The following is a 23,743-nucleotide window of genomic DNA, read 5'->3' as shown; positions in this document are numbered from 1 at the left end:
AGAAAAATGGAAACCAAAAACGCTCTAAAACCCGCTAAAAAATGCTACAGCCACATTGGCGGTAAACTCGGCGAACTTCTTTTGGAAACATTTGCAGACAAAAAATGGATTGCCAAAAATGAGGCTTCAGATAAGCATTTTTACATCACCGAATTGGGCGAAAAAGAATTTGCCAAATTGGGTATCGATCTTACCAAAATCAAATCGGAAGCCATTTAATTTTATAAATTCACTGCTATTTTCTACAAAATTTATAGCGCTTAATTTCATAACTTAGTTTACTTTAAAAACCTGAATTATGACTAAGAAAGAAATCGCTAAAAACTTCCTGAAACTAGCAGCAAAAGGACATCCTCACGAAGGTTTTCGATTATATGTCGGAAAGAATTTCAAACACCATAATGCTTACTTCAAAGGCGATGCAGACACTTTAATGCTTGCCATGGAAGAATCTGCCAGAACAAATCCAAATAAAGTTTTTAAAATTCATCATATTCTAGAAGACGATAACTTAGTTGCTGTTCATTCTCATCTCAAACAAACGCCATCAGATATAGGTTTTGCAGTAGTGCATATTCTAAAATTCAAAGACGATAAAATTGTAGAGCTTTGGGATTTAGGACAGCCTGTCCCTAAAGATTCTATTAACGAAAACGGAATGTTTTAGTTAATTGTGAATTGTTAATTCAAAAACAAAATTTAAAATAACAGCTAAGACATATTCAGGCATTTCATATTCCACATTTCACATTTCACAGTATACATTTCACAATAAACAACCAATGAACTTCATCACCAAAATCTCTTTATTATTAGTTTTAATCTTTGTTTCTTGCAATTCATCTGCTCAAAAAAAAGACAATTATAAAAAAAGTATTGATAGTTTACTTCAAAACACCCACCCTAAATTTAATGGTGTGATTTTGATTGCGAAAAATGGCAAAACATTGTATTCTAAAGCAGAAGGTTTTTCGAATTTCGAAACCAGAACACCTATGAAAATGGACACCCAATTTGAAATCATGTCCAATAGTAAATTAATTGCTGCCGTTTTACTGTTATTGGAAGTAGAAAAAGGAAAAGTAGATTTGAATGATCCAATCAAAAAATACCTGCCAGAACTAAATCAAACTTGGGCAGATTCGGTAACGGTTCATCAACTTTTAAATCATTCTCATGGAATTATCGATTTAGAAAAACCATTGGCTTTTAAACCGGGAACCGATTTTAAATACGGAAATCTAAGTTTTAATCTGGTTGCAAAAATTGTCGAATTTAGCTCTAAAAAAAGCTACACAGAAGTTGCCGAATCACTTTTTAAGAAATTAAAGATGGATCATACTTTTTGTTATTCGAAAAATAAAGAACAAAATCTGGCAAAAGGCTATTATAACATAAAAAATCAACTGGAAGCTGATACTTCAAGACAAATCACAGATGAAACTTTAGGTGCAGACGGCATTATTTCAACCGCTTCTGATCTTGCTATTTGGAACAATAATCTTCATAAAGGAAAAATATTAAAACCAGAATCGTATCAGTTATTAACTAAAAACACCATTTTATCTCAGCATAATTTCTTCGGAAAAGAAAAGCAACCTTATGGATACGGAATTCGAATTGTAGAAGAAGAGTCCGTTAAATATCTTGGACATACAGGTTTGGGAGACGGGTTTTCTGGCGTAAATTTGTATTTCCCACAAAGTGATGTAAGTTTGATTGCATTGGAAAATCAGATGCCTGAAGATGCCAGTTTGTTTTATGCTACTGAGTTTAAAATCAAAAACATTCTTTTAAAAAGTAATTTATTAAAGAAAAAATAAGTTAAAATGGCAAAAAATAAAACCACAGAAACTCAAAATAGCGTGACTGATTTTATTAACGCTGTCGAAAATGAAGTTAAAAGAAACGATGCTTTTGAACTTCTAAAAATAATTGAGGAGATAACAGGTTTTGAACCCAAAATGTGGGGGCCAAGCATTATTAGTTTCGGAAGTTATCATTATAAATATGAAAGCGGACATGAAGGCGATGCGCCACTTGCGGGGTTTTCGCCTAGAAAAACAGCAATGACTGTTTATTTCTATCTGCCAGAAGAAAAAAGGGAAGCGCTTTTATCTAAACTTGGAAAACATACTTCGTCAAAAGCCTGTATTTACATTAAAAAATTGGCTGATATTGATATCGAAACCTTAAAAAAGATAATTTTACTTTCAATTGAATATACCCAAAATTTATATCCACAAAATAAATGATAACATTCCTAATTCTTTTATGCCTAATTGTTTTGGCAATTTATATGTTTCTGCAGCATCCAAAATTCGGAAAAGCACCTTCGGGCGCAAGATTAATTCAGATTCAAAATTCACCTCAATATAAAAATGGAAAATTCGAAAATCAGAGTTTTACGCCAGATTTAGCTGAAGGAGCAAGTATGGCTGGAGTTTTATTTGAATTTTTCTTTAAAAAAGTAGATCGAAAAATCCCAACAGATTTGATTCCGTCAGTAAAAACCAATTTACTGAAACTTTCTTTAGATCAAGATATTTTAGTTTGGTTCGGGCATTCGTCATACTTTATTCAGTTGGAAGGAAAACGTTTTTTGATTGATCCCGTTTTCAGCGGTAACGCCTCTCCTATTCCTGGAACAACAAAATCCTTTAAAGGTTCTGATATTTATACAGTTGAAGATCTTCCAGAAATTGACTATTTATTGATTACACACGATCATTATGATCATTTGGATTATGATACAATTTTAAAATTAAAACCTAAAACCAAAAAGATAATCACAGCTCTTGGCGTAGGTTCTCATTTGGAATTCTGGGGATTCTCTCCCGAAATTATTATTGAAAAAGATTGGTATTCAAAAATCGAATTAGATCAAAATCTAACCATTCATACTGCTCCTTCCCGTCACTTTTCTGGCAGAGGTTTTAAAAGATGTAACACGCTTTGGACTTCTTTTATTCTGGAAACCAACGATTTTAAAATGTATTTGGGTGGAGACAGCGGGTATGATTCGCATTTTGCCGCAATTGGCGAGAAGTACGGCCCGTTTGACATTGCTTTGCTTGACAACGGCCAATACAATGAGAAATGGAAATATATTCATAACATGCCAGAAGATGTAATAAAAGCGATGAAGGACCTGAAAGCTAAAAGGGTATTTCCTGTACATTCTTCTAAATTTGCTTTATCGCTACATTCTTGGGACGAACCTTTAAATAAAGTGACTGAATTAAATAATTTATCTGAAAACCCGATTCCGTTAATTACTCCAATGATTGGCGAAGCTGTTGAATTAAAAAACGACAAACAAGTTTTTCAACAATGGTGGAAAACAATTAAATAAAAATATATTTTAATATTTATTTGGTCCAGAAAGCTTAACAAAAAGAAAGAAATATACTACTTTTGTTGAAAAAAGAAAAAATGAAAAATAGAATATTACTTTCATTTGTAATTATCTTAATTTTTGAAGTTTCCTGCCAAAAAAAAGACACTCCAAAAATACCAGATGCAAAAATTAAGAAAGAAATAAAACAAGATGTTACTCAACCTCTGGTACTAAAAGAAAATAAAAAATCTAAAACGTGTCTTGATGTTGTGTTTGACATTTTAACCACTTCTCCAACTTTTGTAGATATGACGAAAGGACTAAATGAAGCAATCAGGAAAAATGGAGGGACATCTTATGGAATCATTGTAGAAGGAAGTCCTAATCCAAAAGAGGATGATGCAGATACTTTTTCAAAAACATATGATTTTAACCTGCATGAATCTTATCCTGATCGAATTACAACAATTGCAAGATATACCTTTGATCCTTCCGAAAAAGAGTTATACAAATATGATGTTGCCGAAGATACTTTGATACCTATTAAATTTAACAAAAAACTTCTTTTAGAATTTGATAAAACTTGCAAATAAGTTCAAAATTAAGGATTAAAAAGCAGTACTTTACAAGAATAAAAAAGTACAATTTTATGATCTTTTTAATCCTTAAAAAATTGAATTTAAAAAATCTATTTCTCACGCTTAATCTTTTAGTTTCGTTTTGTGTCTTTTCTCAAAGCACTTACGTCTTTTTGGGTTCTTATAATCGTGATAAAACGGCTGAAACAATTCAGGTTTATCAATTAGATACTTTGAGCGGAAAACTGACTAAATTCACTTCGGTTAAAAATATTGTGAATCCATCATATTTAACGGTTTCTCCAAACGGTAAATATGTTTATGCTTGCACAGATACTAAAACTCCAAATGCAGGAAGCGTGAGCAGTTTTGAATTTAACACAACAGCAAAAACTTTGACTTTTTTAAATAGCCAGAGAAGCGGTGGTGAAAATCCTGTGTATGTCAGTGTGCATAAAAACGGAAAATGGCTGGCAAATGCCAATTATACGGAAGGAAGCGTTTCGGTTTATCCAATTTTAGAAAACGGTAGAATCGATTCGATTGCGCAGAATTTTCAATATACAGACGGAAGCGTAAATAAAGAAAGACAAACCAAATCTCATGTGCACTCGGCAGTGTTTTCTCCACAGTGCGATTATTTGTTCTTACCCGATTTAGGCGCCGATAAAATTCGCTGTTATGCTTTTGATGAAAATCAGAAAAAACCTTTAATAGAAACTCAAAATCCATTTACAAAAACTGATCTAGAAGCAGGGCCAAGACATTTTACCTTTCATCCAAATCAAAAATGGGGATATTGTATTGAAGAAATGGCTGGACAGATAAGCGTTTACAATTATGAAAATGGTATTTTGAACAAAGTTCAGCGCATTGCCACACATCCCGACAAAATTAAAGAAGGGTTTGAAAGCTCTGATATTCATATTTCTCCCGACGGAAAGTTTCTTTACGCCACAAACCGAGGCAAAGAAAACAATATCGCAATTTTCTCTATTGATGAAAACGGACTTTTGAAAAACATTGGCTATCAATCTACTTTAGGAAAACATCCTCGTATTTTTGCTATTGACGAAAGCGGAAAATTTCTAGTTGCTTCGAATGTTTTAACGGGTAATATTATCGTTTTTAAAAGAAATCTGAAAACGGGATTATTAAAGAAAGTAGGTAAAGAAGTAAAAATGGAGAGTGTTTCCTGCGTGAAGATTAAGAAAATTTAACCACAAACCATTAATCAAAAAACCATAAAAAATGCAAATATCAAACTTCAATTTACAGCCAGATTTTTTAGAAAACGAAATTTCAAAATTAATTCCGCTAGAAGAAAAACATTTTGAAGCATTGTTTAAAGCAGCTTCCGATCCTTTAATTTGGGAACAGAATCCTGTAAAAGACCGATATACAAGAGAAGGTTTTAAAACTTATTTTGACATTATAATAACAAAAAGTTCATTCTTAATTCTCGATAAACAAACCAATGAAGTTATGGGAACAACAAGTTTTTATGACTACAATCCAGAAAAATCGAATGTTGGAATTGGTTATACTTTCATTACAAGAAAATATTGGGGCGGACCATATAATAGTTCAAATAAGAAATTAATGATGGATTATGCTTTCCAGCATGTTAATTCGGTGCTTTTTCATATCGGAGCTGAAAATTACCGTTCTCAAAAAGCCGTTTTAAAGCTAGGAGCGGAAAAAATCAACGAACTGACATTTATTATTAACGGCACTGATTTTCCTTATTTCGAATATGAATTGAAAAAAAAGTAAAATGTTTCTAATTTACCATTTCACATCTAACATTTCACATCTAACATTTTACAAAAAAGAATGAAAAGAATAACTGTTTTCTGCGCCTCTAGTTTCGGCACTGAAAAAATTTTCGAAGAACAAGCCTCAGCTTTAGGGAAAACTTTGGCCGAACAAAATATAGAATTAGTTTACGGCGGTGCAAATGTAGGCTTGATGGGCGCAGTTGCAGATGGAGCTTTAAATGCAGGCGGAAAAGTAATTGGCGTACTTCCAAACTTTTTAAGATCTAAAGAAATTGCTCATTTGCGTTTAACCGAATTAATTTTGGTAGAAAGCATGCATGAAAGAAAAACCAAAATGAATGATTTATGCGATGGCGTAATTGCTCTTCCTGGAGGTTTTGGAACACTTGAAGAGCTTTTCGAAATGTTAACTTGGGCACAATTAGGATTACATAAAAAACCGATTGCTATTTTAAACGTAAACGGTTTCTACGATTCGCTAATAAATTTATTGCAAACCATGACAGAAAAAGGATTACTCAAAGAAGTCAATCGAGAAATGCTTTTAGTTAGTGAAAATATTGACGATTTGCTGGAGCAAATGAAGAATTATGTTGCGCCAACTGTTGGAAAATGGATCGATAAGAAAAAGTTATAAATTGTGAATTATGAGTTAAGAGTTGCCTGTTCAGAATAAAAACTACAAAATTTAGAGTTATATTTACAAATCCATCTCGCTTCTAACAAACAACATCTAACTTCAAAAGAAATGAAAACAGAAAATAACAAATTCGCAAGAGCCGAAATGCTGATTCGAAAACCTGTTTCAGAAGTTTTTCAGGCTTTTATTGATCCGCAGATTACGAGTAAATTTTGGTTTACAAAAGGATCCGGAAAATTAGAAGAAAATCAAAAAACCGAATGGACTTGGGAAATGTATGGTTTTTCGCTTTCGGTTACCACACTTGTTTTACAGGAAAATAAAAAGATTGTCATTGAATGGGGAAATCCAGATGAAATCACTTTGGTAGAATGGGTTTTTAGTCCTTTAAACGAAAATGAAACTTTTGTAAGTATTACCAATTCTGGTTTTCATGGAGATTCAGACAAAATAATTGATCAGGTTCGCAATTCAACTGAAGGTTTTACTTTGGTTTTAGCGGGTGCAAAAGCTTATTTAGAGCATAGTTTACAATTGAATTTGGTTTTGGATCGTTTTCCGAAAGGTCTTGCTTAATGGTATAATTTAACGGCAAAGGGCGCAAAGTTTTTTGAGAGTCATTAAAATGAAAAGTTCACAAAGCATTTTCTACACAAAGCTTTGCGAACTTAAAATATAGATTTTGCTTAGTCTTCGTATTAAAAAAAACTTAGCGCACTTTGCGGTAAAATTTAACTGTAAAGAAGGGGAACTTGAAACAATTAAAAAACAAAAAAAAATGGAAGTTAAAAAGCCAGAGAACATAGACGAATACATTGGCGGATTTCCTAATGACGTTCAGGAAGTTTTAGAAAATGTCAGAGCAACGATTCAGCAAGCAGCGCCCGATGCAAAGGAAAAAATTAGCTATTCTATGCCAGCTTTTGAGCAAAATGGTATTGTCGTTTATTTTGCTGCTTTCAAAAACCATATCGGACTTTATGCTCTACCTTCTGGACATGAAGCTTTTGCCGCAAAACTTTCTAAATATAAATCAGGAAAGGGATCTGTTCAATTTCCATTAAAAGATCCAATGCCTTATGATTTGATTACTGAAATTGTAAAGTTTAGAGTCAAAGAAAATCTTGAAAAAGCCAAAAAGAAATAATTCTAAAATCTATTTTCTTATCATTTACAAAGTCTTATTTAATGAAAAAAATAAATCTTCTTTTTTTACTTTTTACCTTTTTTGTAAGCTATTCTAGTTTTGCTCAATACGAAACTACAATTGAAAAAGAAATTTTAGAACTTCATAAACCCACAAAAAAAGTTCGCGATTCAATCCTCAAACTGCAAAAAGAAGTTTATTTAAAAATTGAATTTGAAAAAGACTCCATAATTAAAAATCAATTAAAGCTTCGATTAGATGAATTAGAAAACGCAAAAGATCAAAATGATATTGAAGAATTAAAACTTGATTTTGTTTTTGCTAAAAACCATCCTAATTCATACCGTGCTTTACAACTAATACGAGTTCCTGTTAATCGTTTTATTGGAATGAATTTTTATGACACTTTTGTGGAAGTTTTTGAAAATTTCACTCCAGAAATAAGGAATTCAGAAAAAGGGCAGGAAATGTCCGAGAAACTAAAATATTTCAAACAAAGTAAAGTTGGAAGTCAAGCTCCCGATTTTAATCTGAAAGATATTAATAACAATGCCATTTCGCTTGCTGATTTTAAAAACAAACAATATGTTTTAATAGATTTCTGGGCTAGCTGGTGTGCTCCTTGCCGCGAAGAATTACCTTATATTAAGGAATTATACAAAAATTATAAATCGCTTGGCTTTGAAATTATAAGCATTACTAGAGATGAAAACTTAGATGCCTGGAAAAAGGCTATCATTAAAGATAAAATCGAGTCTTGGAAACATATTTCAATTTTAGAGAATAATAGTTCTATTGATAAAGATTATTTTGTTAACGGAATTCCTCATAAAGTTCTTATCGATAAAAACGGCATTATTATTGGGAAATGGAAAGGGAGCGGAGAAAGCAACAAACATGATTTACAAAAGCTTTTAAAATCGATTTTTGAAGCAGAATAATATACATCAATGAATTTAACCGAACATTACAATCAGCTTTACAAAACATCTTCTGAAATCATTTCGGCAGGAAAATATTCAATCGATTCTGAACTTAAAAATGAATCAGATTCCCGTTTTGGAATCACACTGCTTATTCGCCCAAATGAGGAAACTAAAGCTAATATTCAGCAATTTATCAATGCACTAAAAAAAGTGGAACGTGAGCAGTATTTTTATCCCGATTCAGATATTCATATTACAGTAATGTCAATTATTTCTTGTTCGGATAAATTTACTTTGAATCAGATTTCAACGAACGAGTATATTGAGGTAATTTGTAGAAGTCTTGTTGATGTTGAAAAAATTAAAATTCATTATAAAGGTGTAACTGCTTCTCCATCGGCAATTATGATTCAGGGTTTTCCAAGTGATGAGACACTGCATAATTTACGAAACAGACTTCGTGAAAATTTCAAGAATTCAGGATTACAGCAATCGATAGACAGCCGATATGAAATTTCTACCGCACACTCTACCATAATGCGCTTTCAGGAAAAACTTCATGACCCTAAAAAACTGATGGAAATTGCAGAAAAATTTCGTGATTATGATTTCGGAGAATTTGAGGTTAAAAACTTAGAATTGGTTTATAACGACTGGTATCAGCGAAAAAGTACAACACGTGTGTTAGGCGATTTCGGATTGAAGTGATTTTTTGCTTGCCACTAATTTTATTGAAGTGAATAAAAAAATAATTCGTGAAAATTCGTGGCGAAAACCAGAATCCCAACTTTATTTAAATTTTCCAAAATGCCATAAAACTCCCGAAGGATCATGCAGGAAACATTCGCTTCCCCAATCTAAATGGCGAGTTGGGGTTAGTTTTACACCGTATTTTTCAGTTAAATTGAGTGCTTCTAATTCACTATAATAACGATCCACATCATCAACTTCGAGAAAAATCATAGTATTTTCGTTCCAGCTTTTATCGTAATAATCTTGGAGATAAAAAGCGATTTCTCCCGTTTTAAAAACTGAGAAATTAGATTCTAAAACTATTTCCTCAAATCCTAAATCGCGATAAAAGCTTCTTGAGATTTCAAAATTTTTAGAACCAATAAAAGGACGTATTGACTTAGCATTGTGATTCATCTCAGTATTTATTTAAGATTCATATTTTCAGCAAGTTAAAAAGAAATAAAATTCTTTATTTAACTTTCACAATATTATATTTTAAACCATCTCTCGTTTCTCTATCATTTACGACACCAAATTGATAAACAAAATCATTATACTTTAATGTTTTGTCTTTTCTATCATAAATCAGAATAGAGATAAAGGAATCATATTTTGACGAATTGTCCGTTTTCTTTTCATTGTAAAATTCGTTAAAAATTATGCCTTTAACTTTAAGCAAATTTTGATCATACTTTACGTCAAATTGTGTTTCTTGTGTAACTTGATTTCCATAATGCACAACTGCTTTGTAAGTACCTTCCACAAAATCGTCATACATTTCTTTTCTTACCAATGAATTATCTCTACAATCGACAGAAACAATTTTAGATTTATTATTAAATTTGACATCCTTTATTGCTTCATTTTCAACAAATCCAACAAAACAGTTTTTATCTTTAAACACAGAAATTTTCGAGTATTTACTTCCTTTAGATAGCAACTCGATTCGCTTTCCTGCAGGAATAACAAAATCAATATTTTTATAGTTATTGGTATCGAGAGTATCGCTCAGCAAATAATTTTGCCTCGTAGTTAAATTATCAATATCATTTTTATCAAACAAAATCTCCAGCACAACTTCCTTATCAAATGATCTAACTTGTGTTACTGAGAAAGATTCATCTTTATATTTCTTAAGCTTAATAATATTAAAATCACATCCTTTTTTACATTTCCCAATTAATTCTACACTATCATTTTTAGTAAGTGTAGCTATTTTACCATCTTTTAAGCTGGAAGGTGTTGTAAAGTCTGATGGCAAACGAACTTTATGAGTAAAGTTTCTTTGTGCAAAAGCACAACCTGACAAAAACAACAATGCAATTAATACTATTTTTTCTCTCATTTATTTTTTCTGATATACTATTGAAAAACTTATTCGCTTCTGAAAGATTACAAATTTATGTCGTTATAATAAATTAAAAACCATTTATTTTTGATCAGTTTAAATTGTCTTTCGACTTCAAAACCGCTGTTATCAATCCAAAATTTCTCCGTAATTAATGTATCCGTTTTTATTATTGAATGTTGATACTCTCCTATTTCAGTTTTTTCAGCAACCGGAATTACTTGAAACTGCCAGTTTTTTCGCGTCCAATTGCTCTGCTCAAAACCAGTGATATGCTTTCCTTCAATAGGGAAATCAACTCTAGAAACCTGAAAAATTGAATCTGAGTGGAATTTTTTATTGAACTCATCAAAATTCTCAGGAAGTTCTCTTTTTGCAAATCTTGCAACGCTATCAATATCAGGTATTTTAGAATTTAAATCTGATTCCTGTTTTGCTTTGTTAGTACAATTCAAAGAAAAGAGTGCAAAAGCAAAAATTAATAAAACGCTCGAGATTTTCATTAAAATGAAATTTAATTCTTTTTCAAAATACTTCCAATACCTCGACCAATCTGTTCTATTGCCTCAATTCCTTTTGCGAGAGGCGATGCCGTAAAATCTTCGTAAGCATCCATTGCGCTTTCTTTGCGATCGTCTTGCGGGTACACAAGTATTACGTTGTTGCTATCGAAGTATTTTTCGAATTTCTGTGGCAGTTTATCAAAAATAGATTGGTATGAAACAGAACCTTTTCTAGAAAGATTAAATACGACCAAATCTGTTGGTTTTATTTCGTCTGAAATGCTTTCAAAATCTTCCCAGTCAGAAACATTTTTAAATCCTAATTTGGCGTTTAATTTCAAATTATTCGCAATCTGCTGAATGGATTCATGCGTTTTGTATTCAGCATAAACCACAATTGGAATACTCAATTCTTGTGATAAACGACATATTTTCTGAAGCAGCAAATGAAAACCAACGCCTCTTTCAGTAAATGGCGGGCAGACAAAAACCAATCTTTTTTCTTCTATAAAATTCTTTTGGAATCTACAGATAAACAAACTTTTATCAACATTATTAATTATTGAATCGACATTTTCTCCAAATATTTTATCAATAAAACCAGTTTTTCTTGGCCAGCCTACAATCACAATATCAGACATGATTTCTTTAGAAGTTCTCGCAATTCCACTTGCCGGATTGTGATCAATTCTGGCAATAGTATTGATCTTAACTTCTGAAGCTGAGCCTTGAATAACAAATTTATCGGCCGCTTTTCTGTATTTTAAAATGTTCTTTTCTGCCTGATTATTATTGGGAACAATGGTCAATAACGTAATCGGGTTAGATGATTTTTTATCTTTTATCAAAAGGGCAAAATCCAGTAAACTTGCCGCTGCAGAAGTTTTGGCCAGCGGAATCAGAATGTGTTCGTCTAAAATCTGATCTCTTCCAGTATCTTCATGCGAAAACTCTTCTTCGCAGATTGCAATTTTCTTAGCCGCTTTTTCAGTTGCAAATGAGGCCACAATACATGTAATCAGAATCAGGATAATGGTTCCGTTTAAGATATTTTCATCTAAAATTTTGGCTTTAAAACCTACCAAAATAACAGCTAAAGTAGCAGCAGCGTGCGCACTGCTCAATCCGAAAATAAGCTGTCTTTCGGTTTTGGTGTATTTAAAAACAATTTGAGTAAAAAATGCAGCGATCCATTTTCCAAATATCGCCACAACACTTAAAGTTCCTGCCACAATCAAAGCTGTAGGTCCACTCAAAATAACGCTGACATCTACTAACATTCCAACAGAAATCAAGAAAAACGGGATAAATAACGAATTTCCCATAAATTCAATTCTATTCATCAGAGCAGATGAATGCGGAATTAACGGATTTAAAGCCAGACCTGCTACGAAAGCTCCAATAATTGGCTCTACTCCTGCCACTTCGGCCAAAAAGGCTGCGAAGAAAACAACTGAAAGTACAAATATATAATGGGCGTGTTTCTCACTTTCTAATTTTTTAAAAAACCATTTTGCAATACGCGGAATAACCACAAACATAATAGCTGAGAAAATCGCTAAGGAAATTGTTAGTTTAATCCAAAATGCCTGATTTAAATTCCCCTGAGCGCTTCCCATAATGACGGCCAGAATAATCAAAACTGCTGTATCGGTCAGAATAGTACCGCCAACTGTTATGGCAACCGCCTGATTTTTGGCAATTCCCAATTTACTCACAATCGGATAAGCAACCAATGTGTGGGTTGCAAACATACTTGCTGTTAAGAAACTGGCATTAAAATCATATTGAAGCAAATAAAAACAAACTGGAAATCCGATGGAAAGTGGTAGAATAAACGTAAAAAAACCAAAGAGCAAACTCTTATTTCGATTGGCTTTAAACTCATTCATATCCAATTCTAGTCCAGCAATAAACATAATGTATAAAAGTCCAATAGTCGAAAAGAGATCAACCGCAGAGTTTTTTGCCAAGATATTTAAACCATGCGGACCGATAATAACCCCTGAAATAATAAGTCCGATAATTCCGGGAATGTTAATCTTTTTAAGTAAAATTGGACAAAGCAGAATTATAAAAAGTATTAACGAAAAAATCAATACAGGGTTGCTTAAAGGTAATTCGAATTCTTGTAATAGATGTCTGAAAAATTCTATCATATGGTAACTTTATCTTCTTGTGGTATTCATATTTGTAAAAAGACATTTTCAGAATTCAAACAAAATCCATGAAGTATTAATAATTAAAGAGCGAAACATTAAATGCAACTCGTTCTTTTACAAAAATACCGAAAAAACACTAACTTTTAACGGAAACCGCATATTAAGGTTTTAAATTTATTTCGTTGCCGAATTATTAAATTTTAATATAATTTTTAACAAATACGCAATATTAACATTAAAAAATAAATTATCGTTGCATTATTCGATTATCTTTGTCTTAACAAAAACTAAACAATGGAAGAATGTATCTCTGTTTTTGATATGCTTAAAATTGGCGTTGGCCCTTCAAGCTCACATACTTTAGGTCCTTGGCGTGCTGCCGAACGTTTTTTGGAAGAGCTCAAAGACGAAGCAATTTTAGACGATATTACAAGAGTAAAAGTCGACTTATATGGCTCACTTTCTTTAACTGGAAAAGGCCACGCAACAGATCTTGCCGTTATGCTCGGATTGAGCGGACAAGATCCTGAATATATTCCTGTTGAAGATATCGCAGGAATTATTAAAAAAATCGAAACCACAAACGAAATCAATTTGGGCAACCAAAAAGTGATTCCGTTCTTTTTTCTTCAAGACATTGTTTTCAACAAAGACTTTCTTCCGTTTCATGCAAACGGCTTAAAATTTACGGCTTACAAGTCTGATGATTCAGAATACGAATCTACTTTTTATTCTATTGGTGGCGGATTTGTCGTAAAAGAAGAACGTACAAATGCTAAAGAAAAAAAAGCAATAAAATGCGCCTTTCCTTACCCAATTCAAAACGCAGCAGAATTATTGAATTATACGATTACGGAAAACAAATCGATTTCTGAAATTGTATATGAAAATGAAATTTCGATGCGTCCAGAAGCCGAAGTGCATTCCGAATTAATGCGCATCTGGAACACTATGCTGGAATGTATGTACATTGGATGCCATTCTGAAGGTATTCTTCCTGGCGGGCTTCATGTACGCAGAAGAGCTTTTGACATGCACCAAAATCTAATCGGATTATCCAATTATACTGACCCGCAAAGTTGGCTAGAAGAAATTAGAAAGACTGAAGTTAAATTCCGTCAAATCTTAAAATGGGTAAGCTGTTTTGCACTTGCCGTGAATGAAGTAAATGCATCTTTAGGGCGTGTGGTTACTGCTCCAACCAACGGAAGTTCGGGTGTAATTCCAGCCGTTTTAATGTATTATATGGTAATTGAAAACCATAATGCAGGTGAAAAAGAAATCAAACAATTTTTGATGGTTGCAGGCGAAATTGGAAGTATCTTCAAAAAAGGATCCACTATTTCTGCTGCAATGGGCGGATGTCAGGCCGAAATTGGCGTTTCGTCTTCTATGGCGGCGGCGGCGCTTTGCGAATTAATGGGTGGAACTCCTGCTCAGGTTTTAATGGCTGCTGAAATCGCAATGGAACATCATTTAGGTTTAACATGCGATCCTATTGGCGGTTTGGTGCAGATTCCTTGTATCGAAAGAAATACAATGGGTGCAATTAAAGCGATAAATGCTGCTGAATTAGCTTTAGAAACTGATTCTAAAAATGCTAAAGTTCCTTTAGACAAAGTGATCAACACAATGTGGGAAACGGCAAAAGATATGAATTCAAAATACAAAGAAACTTCTGAAGGAGGTCTTGCAATCGCTGTAAATATGGCTGATTGCTAAAATTTAAAGTTTGCCACGAATTCCTCGAATTAACACTAATTTAAATACAAAAGTAATTCGTGAAAATTGGAGAAATTCGTGGCAAAAAATATTAAAATCACTACACAATTACTCTATTGTAATAGGAAACAGTCCATTTCTATTAGGATTTAAAGACCGAAAACCATTTTCTCTCGAAATATTCTATAATTGCTAATTCCCTTTTTACAATTATTCAATACTTTTACAACATCAAAAAAACATTAAAATGTCAGTAGCAAAAAAAGATTATAAAAGAATCACAACAAAGTCATTAATTGAAATGAAAAGCAATGGAGAAAAAATCTCTATGCTTACTGCGTACGATTATACAATGGCTAAAATTGTTGATACCGCTGGTGTCGATGTAATTTTAGTTGGTGATTCGGCATCAAACGTAATGGCTGGTCACGAAACAACCCTGCCAATTACTTTAGATCAAATGATTTATCATGCTTCTTCTGTAGTTCGCGCTGTCGAAAGAGGTTTGGTTGTAGTTGACTTGCCTTTTGGAAGTTATCAGTCAGATTCAAAAGAAGCTTTACGTTCTTCTATCAGGATCATGAAAGAAAGTGGTGCTCATGCTGTGAAACTTGAAGGTGGAAAAGAAATTAAAGAATCTATCAAAAAAATATTAAATGCTGGAATTCCAGTTATGGGACATTTAGGTCTAACTCCTCAATCTATCTATAAATTCGGTACCTATACTGTTCGTGCCAAAGAAGAAGAAGAAGCAGACAAGTTAATTGAAGATGCTCAAATGCTTGAAAAAGTAGGCTGTTTTGCTGTTGTTTTGGAAAAAATTCCAGCTGCTCTTGCTAAAAAAGTAGCAGAAAGCATTTCTATTCCTGTTATCGGAATTGGTGCCGGAGGCGGTGTTGACGGTCAAGTTTTAGTGATCCACGATATGTTAGGAATGAATAATGAGTTTAGTCCGCGTTTCTTACGCCGCTATTTAAATTTATACGAGCAAATGACACAAGCAATTGGTCAATATGCTGCAGATGTTAAGTCTAGCGATTTTCCGAACGCTAGCGAACAATACTAAAGTCAGACTGGCTTAGATTTTTAGACACACTTAGACTTCTTAGATCTCACGCTTAAATTTATTTAATTGCTTAAACTCTAAGAAGTCTACTTTTTGAAATCTTAAGCTCTTACTAAAAATAATCAACTAATTTTAGCCATGCATCAATTTAAAGAGCTTTTGATTTGGAAGAAAAGCAGATCATTTTGTTCTAAAATTTATTCTATAACAGCCACATTTCCTAGCGAGGAAAAATTTGGAATAATTAATCAATTAAGAAGAGCAGCGGTATCAATTCCTTCAAATATTGCAGAAGGTTCTTCAAGAAATTCAAATAAAGATTTCGCTCGATTTTTAGAAATTGCAATTGGATCAGCCTATGAAGTTGAGACACAACTCTTAATTTCATCTGATTTAGGATTTATAAATGAAGAGAATACAACAGAGTTAATTAATTTATTGGAAGAGATCACTAAAATGACATCCCGATTTAGAGCGACATTATTGTAAAATCAAAAAAAGTCAAATCTAAGAAGTCTAAGCATGTCTAAAAATCTAAGAAAGTCTAATATGAAAATTGTTTCAGATAAAAATAATCTCCAAGTTTTACACGAAGACAATCACATAATTGTGGTCAATAAACGTGTGGGCGATATTGTACAAGGCGATAAAACTGGCGACAAACCTTTGTCTGACGTTGTAAAAAAATACATTAAAGCCAAATACAATAAACCTGGAGATGTTTTTTTAGGTGTTATTCATCGTTTGGATCGACCAACAACTGGAATTGTAGTTTTTGCGAGAACCAGTAAGGCTTTATCGCGAATGAATGAATTGTTTAGTAATCGCGAAACAAAAAAAACATATTGGGCTGTTGTAAAGAATAAACCAATTGAAGCGTCTGCTAAACTGGTTCATTATTTAAAACGAAATGAAAAAAATAATACTTCAAAAGCACATTTAAAAGAAGTTCCTGATAGCAAACTAGCAAGTTTAGATTATACCATAATTAAAGAACTTCAAAATTATACTGCGCTCGAAATCAATTTACATACAGGGCGTCATCATCAAATTCGTGCACAGTTATCTGCAATTGGTTCGCCAATTAAAGGAGATCTTAAATATGGCGCAGATCGAAGCAATCCGGATGGAGGAATTCATCTTCACGCCAGAAAACTCACTTTTGTGCATCCTGTTTCTAAAGAAAACGTTACAATTATTGCTCCTACACCAGACGATCCAATTTGGAATGCTGTATGATTTTTATGATTTAATTGTTAAATTTTTAAATTTTATCGATTAACTTGCATGGAGTAAAAAACAAGCTAATCGGAAAATGGATTATAAAAGTAACATCGGATATCGAAAGGAAACTCTAAAAAAGTTATTGTACAATATTCAGAAAAGTGAAGATTTAATTGTAAAAGCTTTGTACGATGACTTTAAAAAACCAGAGTTCGAAGCTGTTTTGACCGAAACCAATTATGTCATTTCAGAGCTTAAAGATGTTATAAAAAACATCAATAAATGGGCAAGACCCAAACGTGTCTTTCCATCCATTCTCAATTTCCCTTCTAGCGATTATATTTACAAAGAACCTTACGGAGATGTATTGATTATTGCGCCTTGGAATTATCCTTTTCAGCTGGCTTTATGCCCTTTAGTTGCCGCAGTTGCCGCAGGAAACAGAGTTGTTCTGAAACCTTCTGAACTTACACCTCACACATCTGCAGTAATTGCAAAAATTATAGAAAAAACTTTTCATGTTAATCATGTAGAAGTTTTTGAAGGCGGAATTGAAGTTTCTAATAAACTGCTTGCACAGCGCTGGGATTATATCTTTTTTACTGGAAGCGTCGCTGTCGGTAAAATTGTTGCAAAAGCCGCAGCAGAAAATTTAACTCCAGTTACACTCGAATTAGGAGGGAAAAATCCATGTATAATTGACGAAACTGCCAATTTAAAGCTCGCCGCAAAACGAATTGTCTGGGGAAAATTTATCAATGCTGGTCAAACTTGCATTGCTCCTGATTATATTCTGATTCAGAAAAACATGAAGGTTAATTTCATTTCTTATCTAATTGAGGAAATCATAAAAGCGTATGGCAAAAAAATTAACAAATCTCCCGATTTCGCTAGAATTATAAATACAAAAAATTGGTACCGACTAACCAATATGATTCAAAATGAACATGTTTTATTTGGAGGAGAAAGCGATGCCAACAAACTTTATATTGCCCCAACACTTCTTGAAGAGCCAGATTTGGACAGTCCGGTTATGAAAGAAGAAATCTTCGGCCCGATTCTTCCAATTCTAGTTTACGAAAATGAAAATGATATCGAGAAGATTGTCAGCCGATATGAGAAACCTCTTTCATTTTATATTTTTAGCGAAAATAATTCATTCGTTCAACAATTACTTTCAAAATATTCCTTTGGAGGTGGCTGTATCAACGACACTGTGATTCATTTTTCTAACAATAGATTGCCTTTTGGCGGTGTTGGCCATAGCGGAATTGGCGCTTATCATAGCAAACGAAGCTTTGACACTTTTTCTCATCATAAAGCAATTGTAAAAAAAGGAAACTGGTTGGATTTACCTATGCGTTATGCGCCTTACAAAGACAAACTGGTTTCAATAAAACGAATTTTAGACTGGTTATAAATCAGTTAAAAACATTTCGGAATGTTTTATAGATTTTTATACTGAATTGATTAAAAATATTATATTTACGTCAAGATACCTTTCAAATAGTACAAGTCTATAAAACAATTTTACATACAAATGAAATCTACACTTAACCAAATTGAGGACATTAAAAAAAATGGCTATTCCCTTGATTTTGCTACAGTTTTTAATCACGCTTTCGAAAACTATAAAAAAATAGCACTTTATTCTGGGCTAATCATTTTAGTATTTTCAATTATTGCCGCTGTGGCTTTTATGGGCATTATGATTGCCTATTTTGGAGCTGAAGCCATGACAAAAGATTTTATTCAAAACATAGAAAACCAACAATTCACTGCTGTTCAGCTTGTAATACAAACCGTTGCTGTTTCTCTGCTTGCTGGAATTACAGCTCCCTTTGGCGCAGGTTTTCTTAAAATGGCAGATTCTGCAGATAAAGATGTAGAATTTAATGTTTCAACTATTTTCAGCTATTACAAAGCGCCCTATTTTGGACAAATTTTTGTTGCTGCTTTTATTCCTGCTTTACTAGGAACAGCTCTTGCTACTTTAGTAGAAAGTTCAGGAATTTTATTTGTCGGAAATCTGATTTCATTTACTGTCTCTTTCTTTATGTATCTATCAATTCCATTAATTGTTTTTGGAAACCTTAATGCAATTGATGCCATAAAATCAAGCTTAATTATCGTTACTAAAAATCCGCTTAACATATTTGCTTTTTTTATTATAGGTTTTCTTGGTTCGATGGTAGGCTTTATAGGCTGTTGCGTCGGAATTATTTTCACGGTTGTTTTTAACAGCTCTATGATTTATGCCACCTATTTTGCCATTTTTGGAACACCATCTGAAGAAGAAGACTCAATTGATTCAATCGGAAAATATAATGTAGATTAAAATAGAGATTTCTTAATTAAAGAGAACCTAACCACTTCTTTTAAGAATTTTCAAAACGCTATTTACTTAACCAACATACCCCAAATTCTATGGCCGCAAACTGTAGTTTTTTCAATTCGGTTATCTCAGGAATTTCCGCTATAGGGAGTGCCTTTGAATCAATTATGACCGGATGGTATGTGTTTAATTCTGACATCATTTATTACAACAACCATAAACTTATTGTTTTAGGGTTATCGCTTATTGCTTTTCTTTCGCTTTTAGTTTACCAGTTTTTTAGGATCAAAGCTAAAATTGGATATTTCATCGAAAAGAAGAAAGAAATAGACACTACAGGCAAAGAATACCAGCTTTACATTTTATTTTTTGGTATTGCCGTCATTGTCATTGAAATCATTAATGAAATTTTCAAGATTAGACCCAAAAGTCTATTAATTGTAAATGTTCTAATTGGTGTTTTTGTGCTTGTTATTTATATGATAACAAACAAAATCAGATGGGTTAGAGAACAAATTCAGCAGATTTTTATATCTTGTTTTTTCATTTATATAAGCTACGTAGCGTATAACATTGTCACTTTAAAAAGTGATGTTGTACCAATCATTGTCTTTCTGATTTCTTTTTTCTTTTCGTACAGCATCCTTAAACCCATAAAAATTTACTGGACTTTTGTTGCACTAACATTTGCCTTTCTTATTTCGGCATTAGCGTTTCATCTTATCCCCATAAAATCATCCATTTTACTGCTCAATTTCTGCATTCTTATTTTCATCATCAATCAAGTAAAGTATGCTGTTTTACTAAATAATCGTGACAATTTTAGATTTGCAAGCGAAATTGTTCATAAAGGAAATTCACTCACAATAGCATCCAATCAGAAAGGCGAAATACTATTTTGCAGCGAAACTATAACTTCTATTCTAGGACATCAGCCAGAAGACGTTATGGGATTAAAATTCTGGGAGCTACCTCACGATTCAGAGCCAGAGGAAAAATTAAACCTTGCCAATAATCCAGAAAACAGACTTTACATCAGGAAATTAAAAACTAAAAACGGCGAATACAAATACATTCAATGGAAAGATAAAAAGTTCTCAGATGATTTAATCATCAGCATTGGGCAAGATGTTACGGAACAGGTTATCGTTCAAGATCAATACAAAAATTTAATCCAGACTGCAACCGATATTATTTTCGAAATTGATGCCGAAGGTCATTTTACTTTTATAAATGAATTTGGAATTTCAGTACTCGGCTACACTGAAAATGAGATTATAAATAAACACTATTCTAACTTTATTCACGAAAATTATATCAGCAGTGCAGTAGATTTTTATGAAAATTTAGTACTAAATGAAAGTAATTATCCGATTATTGAAATCCCTATTTTAAAGAAAAATGGTGAAGAAATATGGATTTCGCAAAAAATCATCGTCCGCAAAAATGATTTAGGATTAACAACTGGTTTTTCTGGAATTGCAAGAGATATTACGGAGAAAAAAAATATTGAGAACGAGAAAAAAAAGCGTCTTAAAAAAATTGAAGCCTATAATAATTCGACCAAAAAATTATCTACTACAGACTTTAGCAAATACGACGAATTAAACACGATTATCGATTTAATATTAAAGGAAGCCGCTTCGATAAGTCATGCCAACCGCGTAAGCTTCTGGAAATACGATAGTGACTTAATTAGCTGCAAAAATCTTTTCAGCCTTGATAACCAAAGTTTAAGCGACAAAAACATTTTAAACAAAGAGTCCTATCCTATTTACTTTGAAACACTAAACAATAAAGCCATTATTAATGCTCCAGATGTTTTTAATAAATTGGAAACATCTGAATTTGAAAAACTTTACTTTACAAAAAACAATATAAAATCAATGCTGGACGTCCCGATTTTCTTAACAGGACAACTAGCAGGAGTTGTTTGTTTTGAAAATACGGAACAAAAACGAGAATGGGACAATGAAGACATTAATTATGCGAGAACTATTTCAGATGTAATTTCGCTTGCCATTTCTTCTCAAATGCGTTTAGAAGCAGAAAGAAAACTAGAACTTAAGAGCCAGCTTTTGTCAGCACTTTCTTTATGCACCGAAAAATTCCTGCTTAGCAAAACTACTCACCTGATGTTTCAGGAGACATACGATATCATTGGAAAAGCAGCCAAAGTAGATCATATGTATTATTACGAAAAAGATGCAATCTACAATACTGTCAGTCAAAAATACAAATGGTCGCGAGAAGGAGTCATCCATCAGATGACACCACTTCGTAATATGACTGAAGAAAATCTGAAGGAAATTTACGAGGCTGCATCGCAGAGAAAAATCTTAAACACCTTAACTGAAAATCTTAATGAAGGATTTTTTAAAAAACTTCTTATTGACAATGAAATTAAATCGATTTTAATTTTACCGCTCTACATAAATGATATTTTTACTGGTTTTATTGGTTTCGACGATTGTACAATAGAAAGACAATGGTCTGAAGATGAAATAAACATCTTCCAGGTATTGGCAAATAATATTTCGTCTGCATTAGAAAGAAACCGAAATGAAACTAAAATTATCGAAAGTGAAGAAAAATTCAAACTGATTGCTAACAATATACCTGGAACGGTTTATTTATCCAAATTCGATGCTTTTTCGACCAAAATATTCCTAAACGATGAAGTCACAAGCCTAACCGGATATTCAAAATCCGAGTTTATTGAAAATAACTTATCCTTTCTTTCGTTAATACATCCAGATGATAAAGAAGAAGTAATTAACAATCAAATTGATAATTTACAAAACGGAATGCCTCTGCATAATGTATACCGCATTAAGCGCAAAAGTGGCGAGTTTATTTGGATAGAAGAGTTTGGAGACGTAATTAAACGAGATGACGAAATTGAATTTGTCGGCGGAATTTATTTTGACATTACAAGCAAAAAAGAAATCGAAGATGCTATAAAAGCCAAACAGCTGGCAGAAGCTGCTAGCAAATCAAAATCTGACTTTTTAGCCAATATGTCTCACGAAATCAGAACTCCACTAAACGGAATTATTGGTTTTACACACTTATTGATGAAAACAGATTTGGAGGAAATTCAAGAAAAATACATGACCACGATTAACCAATCTGCTCATTCGCTTCTTGAAATTATAAATGACATCTTAGATTTCTCTAAAATTGAAGCTGGGAAATTAGAATTGTTTATTGATTTATATGACATTAAAAAGGTTCTAGGACAAGTCTTTGATTTAATTGTTTTTGAATCCAACAAAAAAAATCTGGAACTTAAATTGAATATTGATCCAGACGTTCCAAAATACATCTGGACAGATATTGTTCGTATTAAACAGATTTTGATTAACCTGCTTTCTAACGCCGTCAAATTTACGATTGAAGGTTCGATCAAATTAAATGTTTCTGTTTTAGAAAAAAAGCAAACCAACAACTGTATTATCCGTTTTGCTGTAATAGATACTGGAATTGGTATTTTAGAAAAGAATCAAAAGAAAATTTTCAAAGCTTTTTCTCAGGAAGATAGTTCTACAACAAGAAAATTTGGAGGAACTGGCTTAGGTTTAACTATATCCAATCAGCTGCTTGCTTTAATGGAAAGCCGTTTGCAACTGGAAAGTAAAATTGATGAAGGAAGCACTTTCTTCTTCGACTTAAATTTAAAAACAAGCAACCAAAGTATCACTGATAAATACAACGTCGAACTTAAAAATCTAAATATTGATTTAGATTCTTATAAGACACAAACAAATGGCAATCCTATTACTTTTCTAATTGTTGAAGATAATAAGGTAAATATGCTTCTTCTTAAAACAATTATAAAAAATTTATACAAGAACGCTTTTATCGTCGAGTGTGAAAACGGTTACGAAGCCATTCAGCAATTTGAAAAAATAGATCCAACCCTTATTTTCATGGATATTCAGATGCCAATTATGAATGGTTACGAAACCGCAAAAGCCATTAGAAATACTCCCAAAGGACGTGATGTTCCAATAATTGCAGTTACCGCCGGCGCAGAAAAAGATGAACGAAACAAATGTCTTTCTGCAGGAATGGATGATTATATCTCTAAACCAATTATGAAAGGAATTGTCGAAGAAGCTTTAATTAAATGGCTGGGATGATTTTTAGTTTTAAGTCGTGGCTCACTTTTAGCTGAGACTGAAAACTGCAACTAAAAACTAAACATAAACGATTCAATTTCAAAATTTATCA

Annotated in this window: 24 protein-coding genes; 20 read left to right on the top strand and 4 right to left on the bottom strand. The window is 32.6% G+C overall.

What is annotated here, in order from left to right:
* The first annotated feature begins 6 nt into the window (after positions 1–6).
* From AC5ZCW_RS08410 to AC5ZCW_RS08350, 13 genes are all read left to right on the top strand, one after another.
* Positions 7–219 carry an ArsR family transcriptional regulator gene (locus AC5ZCW_RS08410; RefSeq protein ID WP_281633328.1) on the top strand — a complete coding sequence of 71 codons (213 nt, stop codon included), beginning with the start codon at positions 7–9 and terminating at the stop codon, positions 217–219.
* A 79-nt stretch (positions 220–298) separates the two neighbouring features.
* Positions 299–667: a nuclear transport factor 2 family protein gene (locus tag AC5ZCW_RS08405; RefSeq protein ID WP_496119071.1), complete on the top strand. Its 369-nt coding sequence runs from the start codon at positions 299–301 to the stop codon at positions 665–667.
* Positions 668–782: 115 nt separating this feature from the next.
* The gene (locus tag AC5ZCW_RS08400) at positions 783–1,823 is read left to right on the top strand and encodes a serine hydrolase domain-containing protein (protein WP_496119069.1); all 1,041 of its coding nucleotides are present in this window, start codon (positions 783–785) and stop codon (positions 1,821–1,823) included.
* A gap of 6 nt (positions 1,824–1,829) precedes the next feature.
* Positions 1,830–2,255, top strand: a complete 426-nt coding sequence (locus tag AC5ZCW_RS08395) for a DUF1801 domain-containing protein (RefSeq protein WP_496119067.1) — start codon at positions 1,830–1,832, stop codon at positions 2,253–2,255.
* Positions 2,252–3,355, top strand: a complete 1,104-nt coding sequence (locus AC5ZCW_RS08390) for an MBL fold metallo-hydrolase (protein ID WP_496119066.1) — start codon at positions 2,252–2,254, stop codon at positions 3,353–3,355. The genes AC5ZCW_RS08395 and AC5ZCW_RS08390 overlap by 4 nt, the downstream gene beginning before the upstream one ends.
* 80 nt (positions 3,356–3,435) lie before the next feature.
* A complete protein-coding gene (locus tag AC5ZCW_RS08385) occupies positions 3,436–3,933 on the top strand; it encodes a hypothetical protein (RefSeq protein ID WP_496119064.1) in 498 nt (165 codons plus the stop codon).
* Between the two features lie 56 nt (positions 3,934–3,989).
* Positions 3,990–5,138 (top strand): lactonase family protein, encoded by a 1,149-nt coding sequence (locus AC5ZCW_RS08380; protein ID WP_496119062.1) that lies wholly within the window; start codon positions 3,990–3,992, stop codon positions 5,136–5,138.
* 31 nt (positions 5,139–5,169) lie between these two features.
* A complete protein-coding gene (locus AC5ZCW_RS08375) occupies positions 5,170–5,694 on the top strand; it encodes a GNAT family N-acetyltransferase (RefSeq protein WP_496119060.1) in 525 nt (174 codons plus the stop codon).
* A 60-nt stretch (positions 5,695–5,754) separates the two neighbouring features.
* Positions 5,755–6,336, top strand: coding sequence for an LOG family protein (locus AC5ZCW_RS08370; protein WP_496119058.1), 582 nt, complete (start codon positions 5,755–5,757; stop codon positions 6,334–6,336).
* Positions 6,337–6,447: 111 nt separating this feature from the next.
* Positions 6,448–6,915 carry an SRPBCC family protein gene (locus AC5ZCW_RS08365; RefSeq protein ID WP_343541722.1) on the top strand — a complete coding sequence of 156 codons (468 nt, stop codon included), beginning with the start codon at positions 6,448–6,450 and terminating at the stop codon, positions 6,913–6,915.
* 202 nt (positions 6,916–7,117) lie between these two features.
* Positions 7,118–7,486 carry an iron chaperone gene (locus AC5ZCW_RS08360; RefSeq protein ID WP_343541721.1) on the top strand — a complete coding sequence of 123 codons (369 nt, stop codon included), beginning with the start codon at positions 7,118–7,120 and terminating at the stop codon, positions 7,484–7,486.
* Between the two features lie 41 nt (positions 7,487–7,527).
* On the top strand, positions 7,528–8,427 hold the full coding sequence (locus AC5ZCW_RS08355; RefSeq protein WP_496119056.1) for a TlpA family protein disulfide reductase: 900 nt from the start codon (positions 7,528–7,530) through the stop codon (positions 8,425–8,427).
* A gap of 9 nt (positions 8,428–8,436) precedes the next feature.
* Positions 8,437–9,120 carry a 2'-5' RNA ligase family protein gene (locus tag AC5ZCW_RS08350; RefSeq protein WP_496119054.1) on the top strand — a complete coding sequence of 228 codons (684 nt, stop codon included), beginning with the start codon at positions 8,437–8,439 and terminating at the stop codon, positions 9,118–9,120.
* Positions 9,121–9,201: 81 nt separating this feature from the next.
* Here AC5ZCW_RS08350 and AC5ZCW_RS08345 read toward each other — a convergent pair whose 3' ends face one another.
* Genes AC5ZCW_RS08345 through AC5ZCW_RS08330 form a run of 4 tightly spaced genes read right to left on the bottom strand, consistent with a single transcriptional unit; the run spans position 9,202 to position 13,157 of the window.
* Entirely contained in the window at positions 9,202–9,561 is a 360-nt protein-coding gene (locus AC5ZCW_RS08345; protein WP_496119052.1) for a VOC family protein, read from the bottom strand.
* A 55-nt stretch (positions 9,562–9,616) separates the two neighbouring features.
* Positions 9,617–10,492 carry a hypothetical protein gene (locus AC5ZCW_RS08340; RefSeq protein ID WP_496119050.1) on the bottom strand — a complete coding sequence of 292 codons (876 nt, stop codon included), beginning with the start codon at positions 10,490–10,492 and terminating at the stop codon, positions 9,617–9,619.
* A 47-nt stretch (positions 10,493–10,539) separates the two neighbouring features.
* Positions 10,540–10,998 (bottom strand): hypothetical protein, encoded by a 459-nt coding sequence (locus AC5ZCW_RS08335; RefSeq protein ID WP_343541715.1) that lies wholly within the window; start codon positions 10,996–10,998, stop codon positions 10,540–10,542.
* Between the two features lie 11 nt (positions 10,999–11,009).
* Positions 11,010–13,157, bottom strand: coding sequence for a cation:proton antiporter (locus AC5ZCW_RS08330; RefSeq protein WP_281633343.1), 2,148 nt, complete (start codon positions 13,155–13,157; stop codon positions 11,010–11,012).
* Positions 13,158–13,454: 297 nt separating this feature from the next.
* Between AC5ZCW_RS08330 and AC5ZCW_RS08325 the strand changes: the two genes are divergently transcribed.
* The 7 genes from AC5ZCW_RS08325 to AC5ZCW_RS08295 all read left to right on the top strand — a co-directional run bounded on the left by AC5ZCW_RS08325 (position 13,455) and on the right by AC5ZCW_RS08295 (position 23,652).
* Positions 13,455–14,882: an L-serine ammonia-lyase gene (locus AC5ZCW_RS08325; protein WP_496119047.1), complete on the top strand. Its 1,428-nt coding sequence runs from the start codon at positions 13,455–13,457 to the stop codon at positions 14,880–14,882.
* A gap of 247 nt (positions 14,883–15,129) precedes the next feature.
* Positions 15,130–15,948, top strand: coding sequence for a 3-methyl-2-oxobutanoate hydroxymethyltransferase (gene panB, locus AC5ZCW_RS08320; RefSeq protein WP_281633345.1), 819 nt, complete (start codon positions 15,130–15,132; stop codon positions 15,946–15,948).
* A gap of 138 nt (positions 15,949–16,086) precedes the next feature.
* Entirely contained in the window at positions 16,087–16,437 is a 351-nt protein-coding gene (locus tag AC5ZCW_RS08315) for a four helix bundle protein (protein ID WP_496119045.1), read from the top strand.
* A 60-nt stretch (positions 16,438–16,497) separates the two neighbouring features.
* On the top strand, positions 16,498–17,187 hold the full coding sequence (locus AC5ZCW_RS08310; protein ID WP_496119043.1) for an RluA family pseudouridine synthase: 690 nt from the start codon (positions 16,498–16,500) through the stop codon (positions 17,185–17,187).
* A gap of 76 nt (positions 17,188–17,263) precedes the next feature.
* Positions 17,264–18,592 carry an aldehyde dehydrogenase gene (locus AC5ZCW_RS08305; protein ID WP_496119041.1) on the top strand — a complete coding sequence of 443 codons (1,329 nt, stop codon included), beginning with the start codon at positions 17,264–17,266 and terminating at the stop codon, positions 18,590–18,592.
* Positions 18,593–18,712: 120 nt separating this feature from the next.
* Positions 18,713–19,510, top strand: coding sequence for a hypothetical protein (locus tag AC5ZCW_RS08300; RefSeq protein WP_496119040.1), 798 nt, complete (start codon positions 18,713–18,715; stop codon positions 19,508–19,510).
* A gap of 89 nt (positions 19,511–19,599) precedes the next feature.
* Positions 19,600–23,652 carry a PAS domain S-box protein gene (locus tag AC5ZCW_RS08295; protein WP_496119039.1) on the top strand — a complete coding sequence of 1,351 codons (4,053 nt, stop codon included), beginning with the start codon at positions 19,600–19,602 and terminating at the stop codon, positions 23,650–23,652.
* Positions 23,653–23,743: the final 91 nt, after the last annotated feature.

This window comes from Flavobacterium sp. PLA-DH12 (assembly GCF_059511845.1).
The sequence above is the reverse complement of the archived record's forward strand: the minus strand, read 5'-3'. Positions and strand labels throughout refer to the sequence as shown.

Bases quoted from the DNA above. Each gene is read 5' to 3' on its own strand.
- AC5ZCW_RS08325 (WP_496119047.1), top strand. From the start codon at position 13,455: ATGGAAGAATGTATCTCTGTTTTTGATATGCTTAAAATTGGCGTTGGC.
- AC5ZCW_RS08335 (WP_343541715.1), bottom strand. From the start codon at position 10,998: ATGAAAATCTCGAGCGTTTTATTAATTTTTGCTTTTGCACTCTTTTCT.
- AC5ZCW_RS08380 (WP_496119062.1), top strand. From the start codon at position 3,990: ATGATCTTTTTAATCCTTAAAAAATTGAATTTAAAAAATCTATTTCTC.
- AC5ZCW_RS08390 (WP_496119066.1), top strand. From the start codon at position 2,252: ATGATAACATTCCTAATTCTTTTATGCCTAATTGTTTTGGCAATTTAT.
- AC5ZCW_RS08370 (WP_496119058.1), top strand. From the start codon at position 5,755: ATGAAAAGAATAACTGTTTTCTGCGCCTCTAGTTTCGGCACTGAAAAA.
- AC5ZCW_RS08375 (WP_496119060.1), top strand. From the start codon at position 5,170: ATGCAAATATCAAACTTCAATTTACAGCCAGATTTTTTAGAAAACGAA.
- AC5ZCW_RS08410 (WP_281633328.1), top strand. From the start codon at position 7: ATGGAAACCAAAAACGCTCTAAAACCCGCTAAAAAATGCTACAGCCAC.
- AC5ZCW_RS08350 (WP_496119054.1), top strand. From the start codon at position 8,437: ATGAATTTAACCGAACATTACAATCAGCTTTACAAAACATCTTCTGAA.
- AC5ZCW_RS08365 (WP_343541722.1), top strand. From the start codon at position 6,448: ATGAAAACAGAAAATAACAAATTCGCAAGAGCCGAAATGCTGATTCGA.
- AC5ZCW_RS08330 (WP_281633343.1), bottom strand. From the start codon at position 13,157: ATGATAGAATTTTTCAGACATCTATTACAAGAATTCGAATTACCTTTA.
- panB (WP_281633345.1), top strand. From the start codon at position 15,130: ATGTCAGTAGCAAAAAAAGATTATAAAAGAATCACAACAAAGTCATTA.
- AC5ZCW_RS08315 (WP_496119045.1), top strand. From the start codon at position 16,087: ATGCATCAATTTAAAGAGCTTTTGATTTGGAAGAAAAGCAGATCATTT.
- AC5ZCW_RS08305 (WP_496119041.1), top strand. From the start codon at position 17,264: ATGGATTATAAAAGTAACATCGGATATCGAAAGGAAACTCTAAAAAAG.
- AC5ZCW_RS08355 (WP_496119056.1), top strand. From the start codon at position 7,528: ATGAAAAAAATAAATCTTCTTTTTTTACTTTTTACCTTTTTTGTAAGC.
- AC5ZCW_RS08360 (WP_343541721.1), top strand. From the start codon at position 7,118: ATGGAAGTTAAAAAGCCAGAGAACATAGACGAATACATTGGCGGATTT.
- AC5ZCW_RS08300 (WP_496119040.1), top strand. From the start codon at position 18,713: ATGAAATCTACACTTAACCAAATTGAGGACATTAAAAAAAATGGCTAT.
- AC5ZCW_RS08400 (WP_496119069.1), top strand. From the start codon at position 783: ATGAACTTCATCACCAAAATCTCTTTATTATTAGTTTTAATCTTTGTT.
- AC5ZCW_RS08395 (WP_496119067.1), top strand. From the start codon at position 1,830: ATGGCAAAAAATAAAACCACAGAAACTCAAAATAGCGTGACTGATTTT.
- AC5ZCW_RS08340 (WP_496119050.1), bottom strand. From the start codon at position 10,492: ATGAGAGAAAAAATAGTATTAATTGCATTGTTGTTTTTGTCAGGTTGT.
- AC5ZCW_RS08295 (WP_496119039.1), top strand. From the start codon at position 19,600: ATGGCCGCAAACTGTAGTTTTTTCAATTCGGTTATCTCAGGAATTTCC.
- AC5ZCW_RS08385 (WP_496119064.1), top strand. From the start codon at position 3,436: ATGAAAAATAGAATATTACTTTCATTTGTAATTATCTTAATTTTTGAA.
- AC5ZCW_RS08310 (WP_496119043.1), top strand. From the start codon at position 16,498: ATGAAAATTGTTTCAGATAAAAATAATCTCCAAGTTTTACACGAAGAC.
- AC5ZCW_RS08345 (WP_496119052.1), bottom strand. From the start codon at position 9,561: ATGAATCACAATGCTAAGTCAATACGTCCTTTTATTGGTTCTAAAAAT.
- AC5ZCW_RS08405 (WP_496119071.1), top strand. From the start codon at position 299: ATGACTAAGAAAGAAATCGCTAAAAACTTCCTGAAACTAGCAGCAAAA.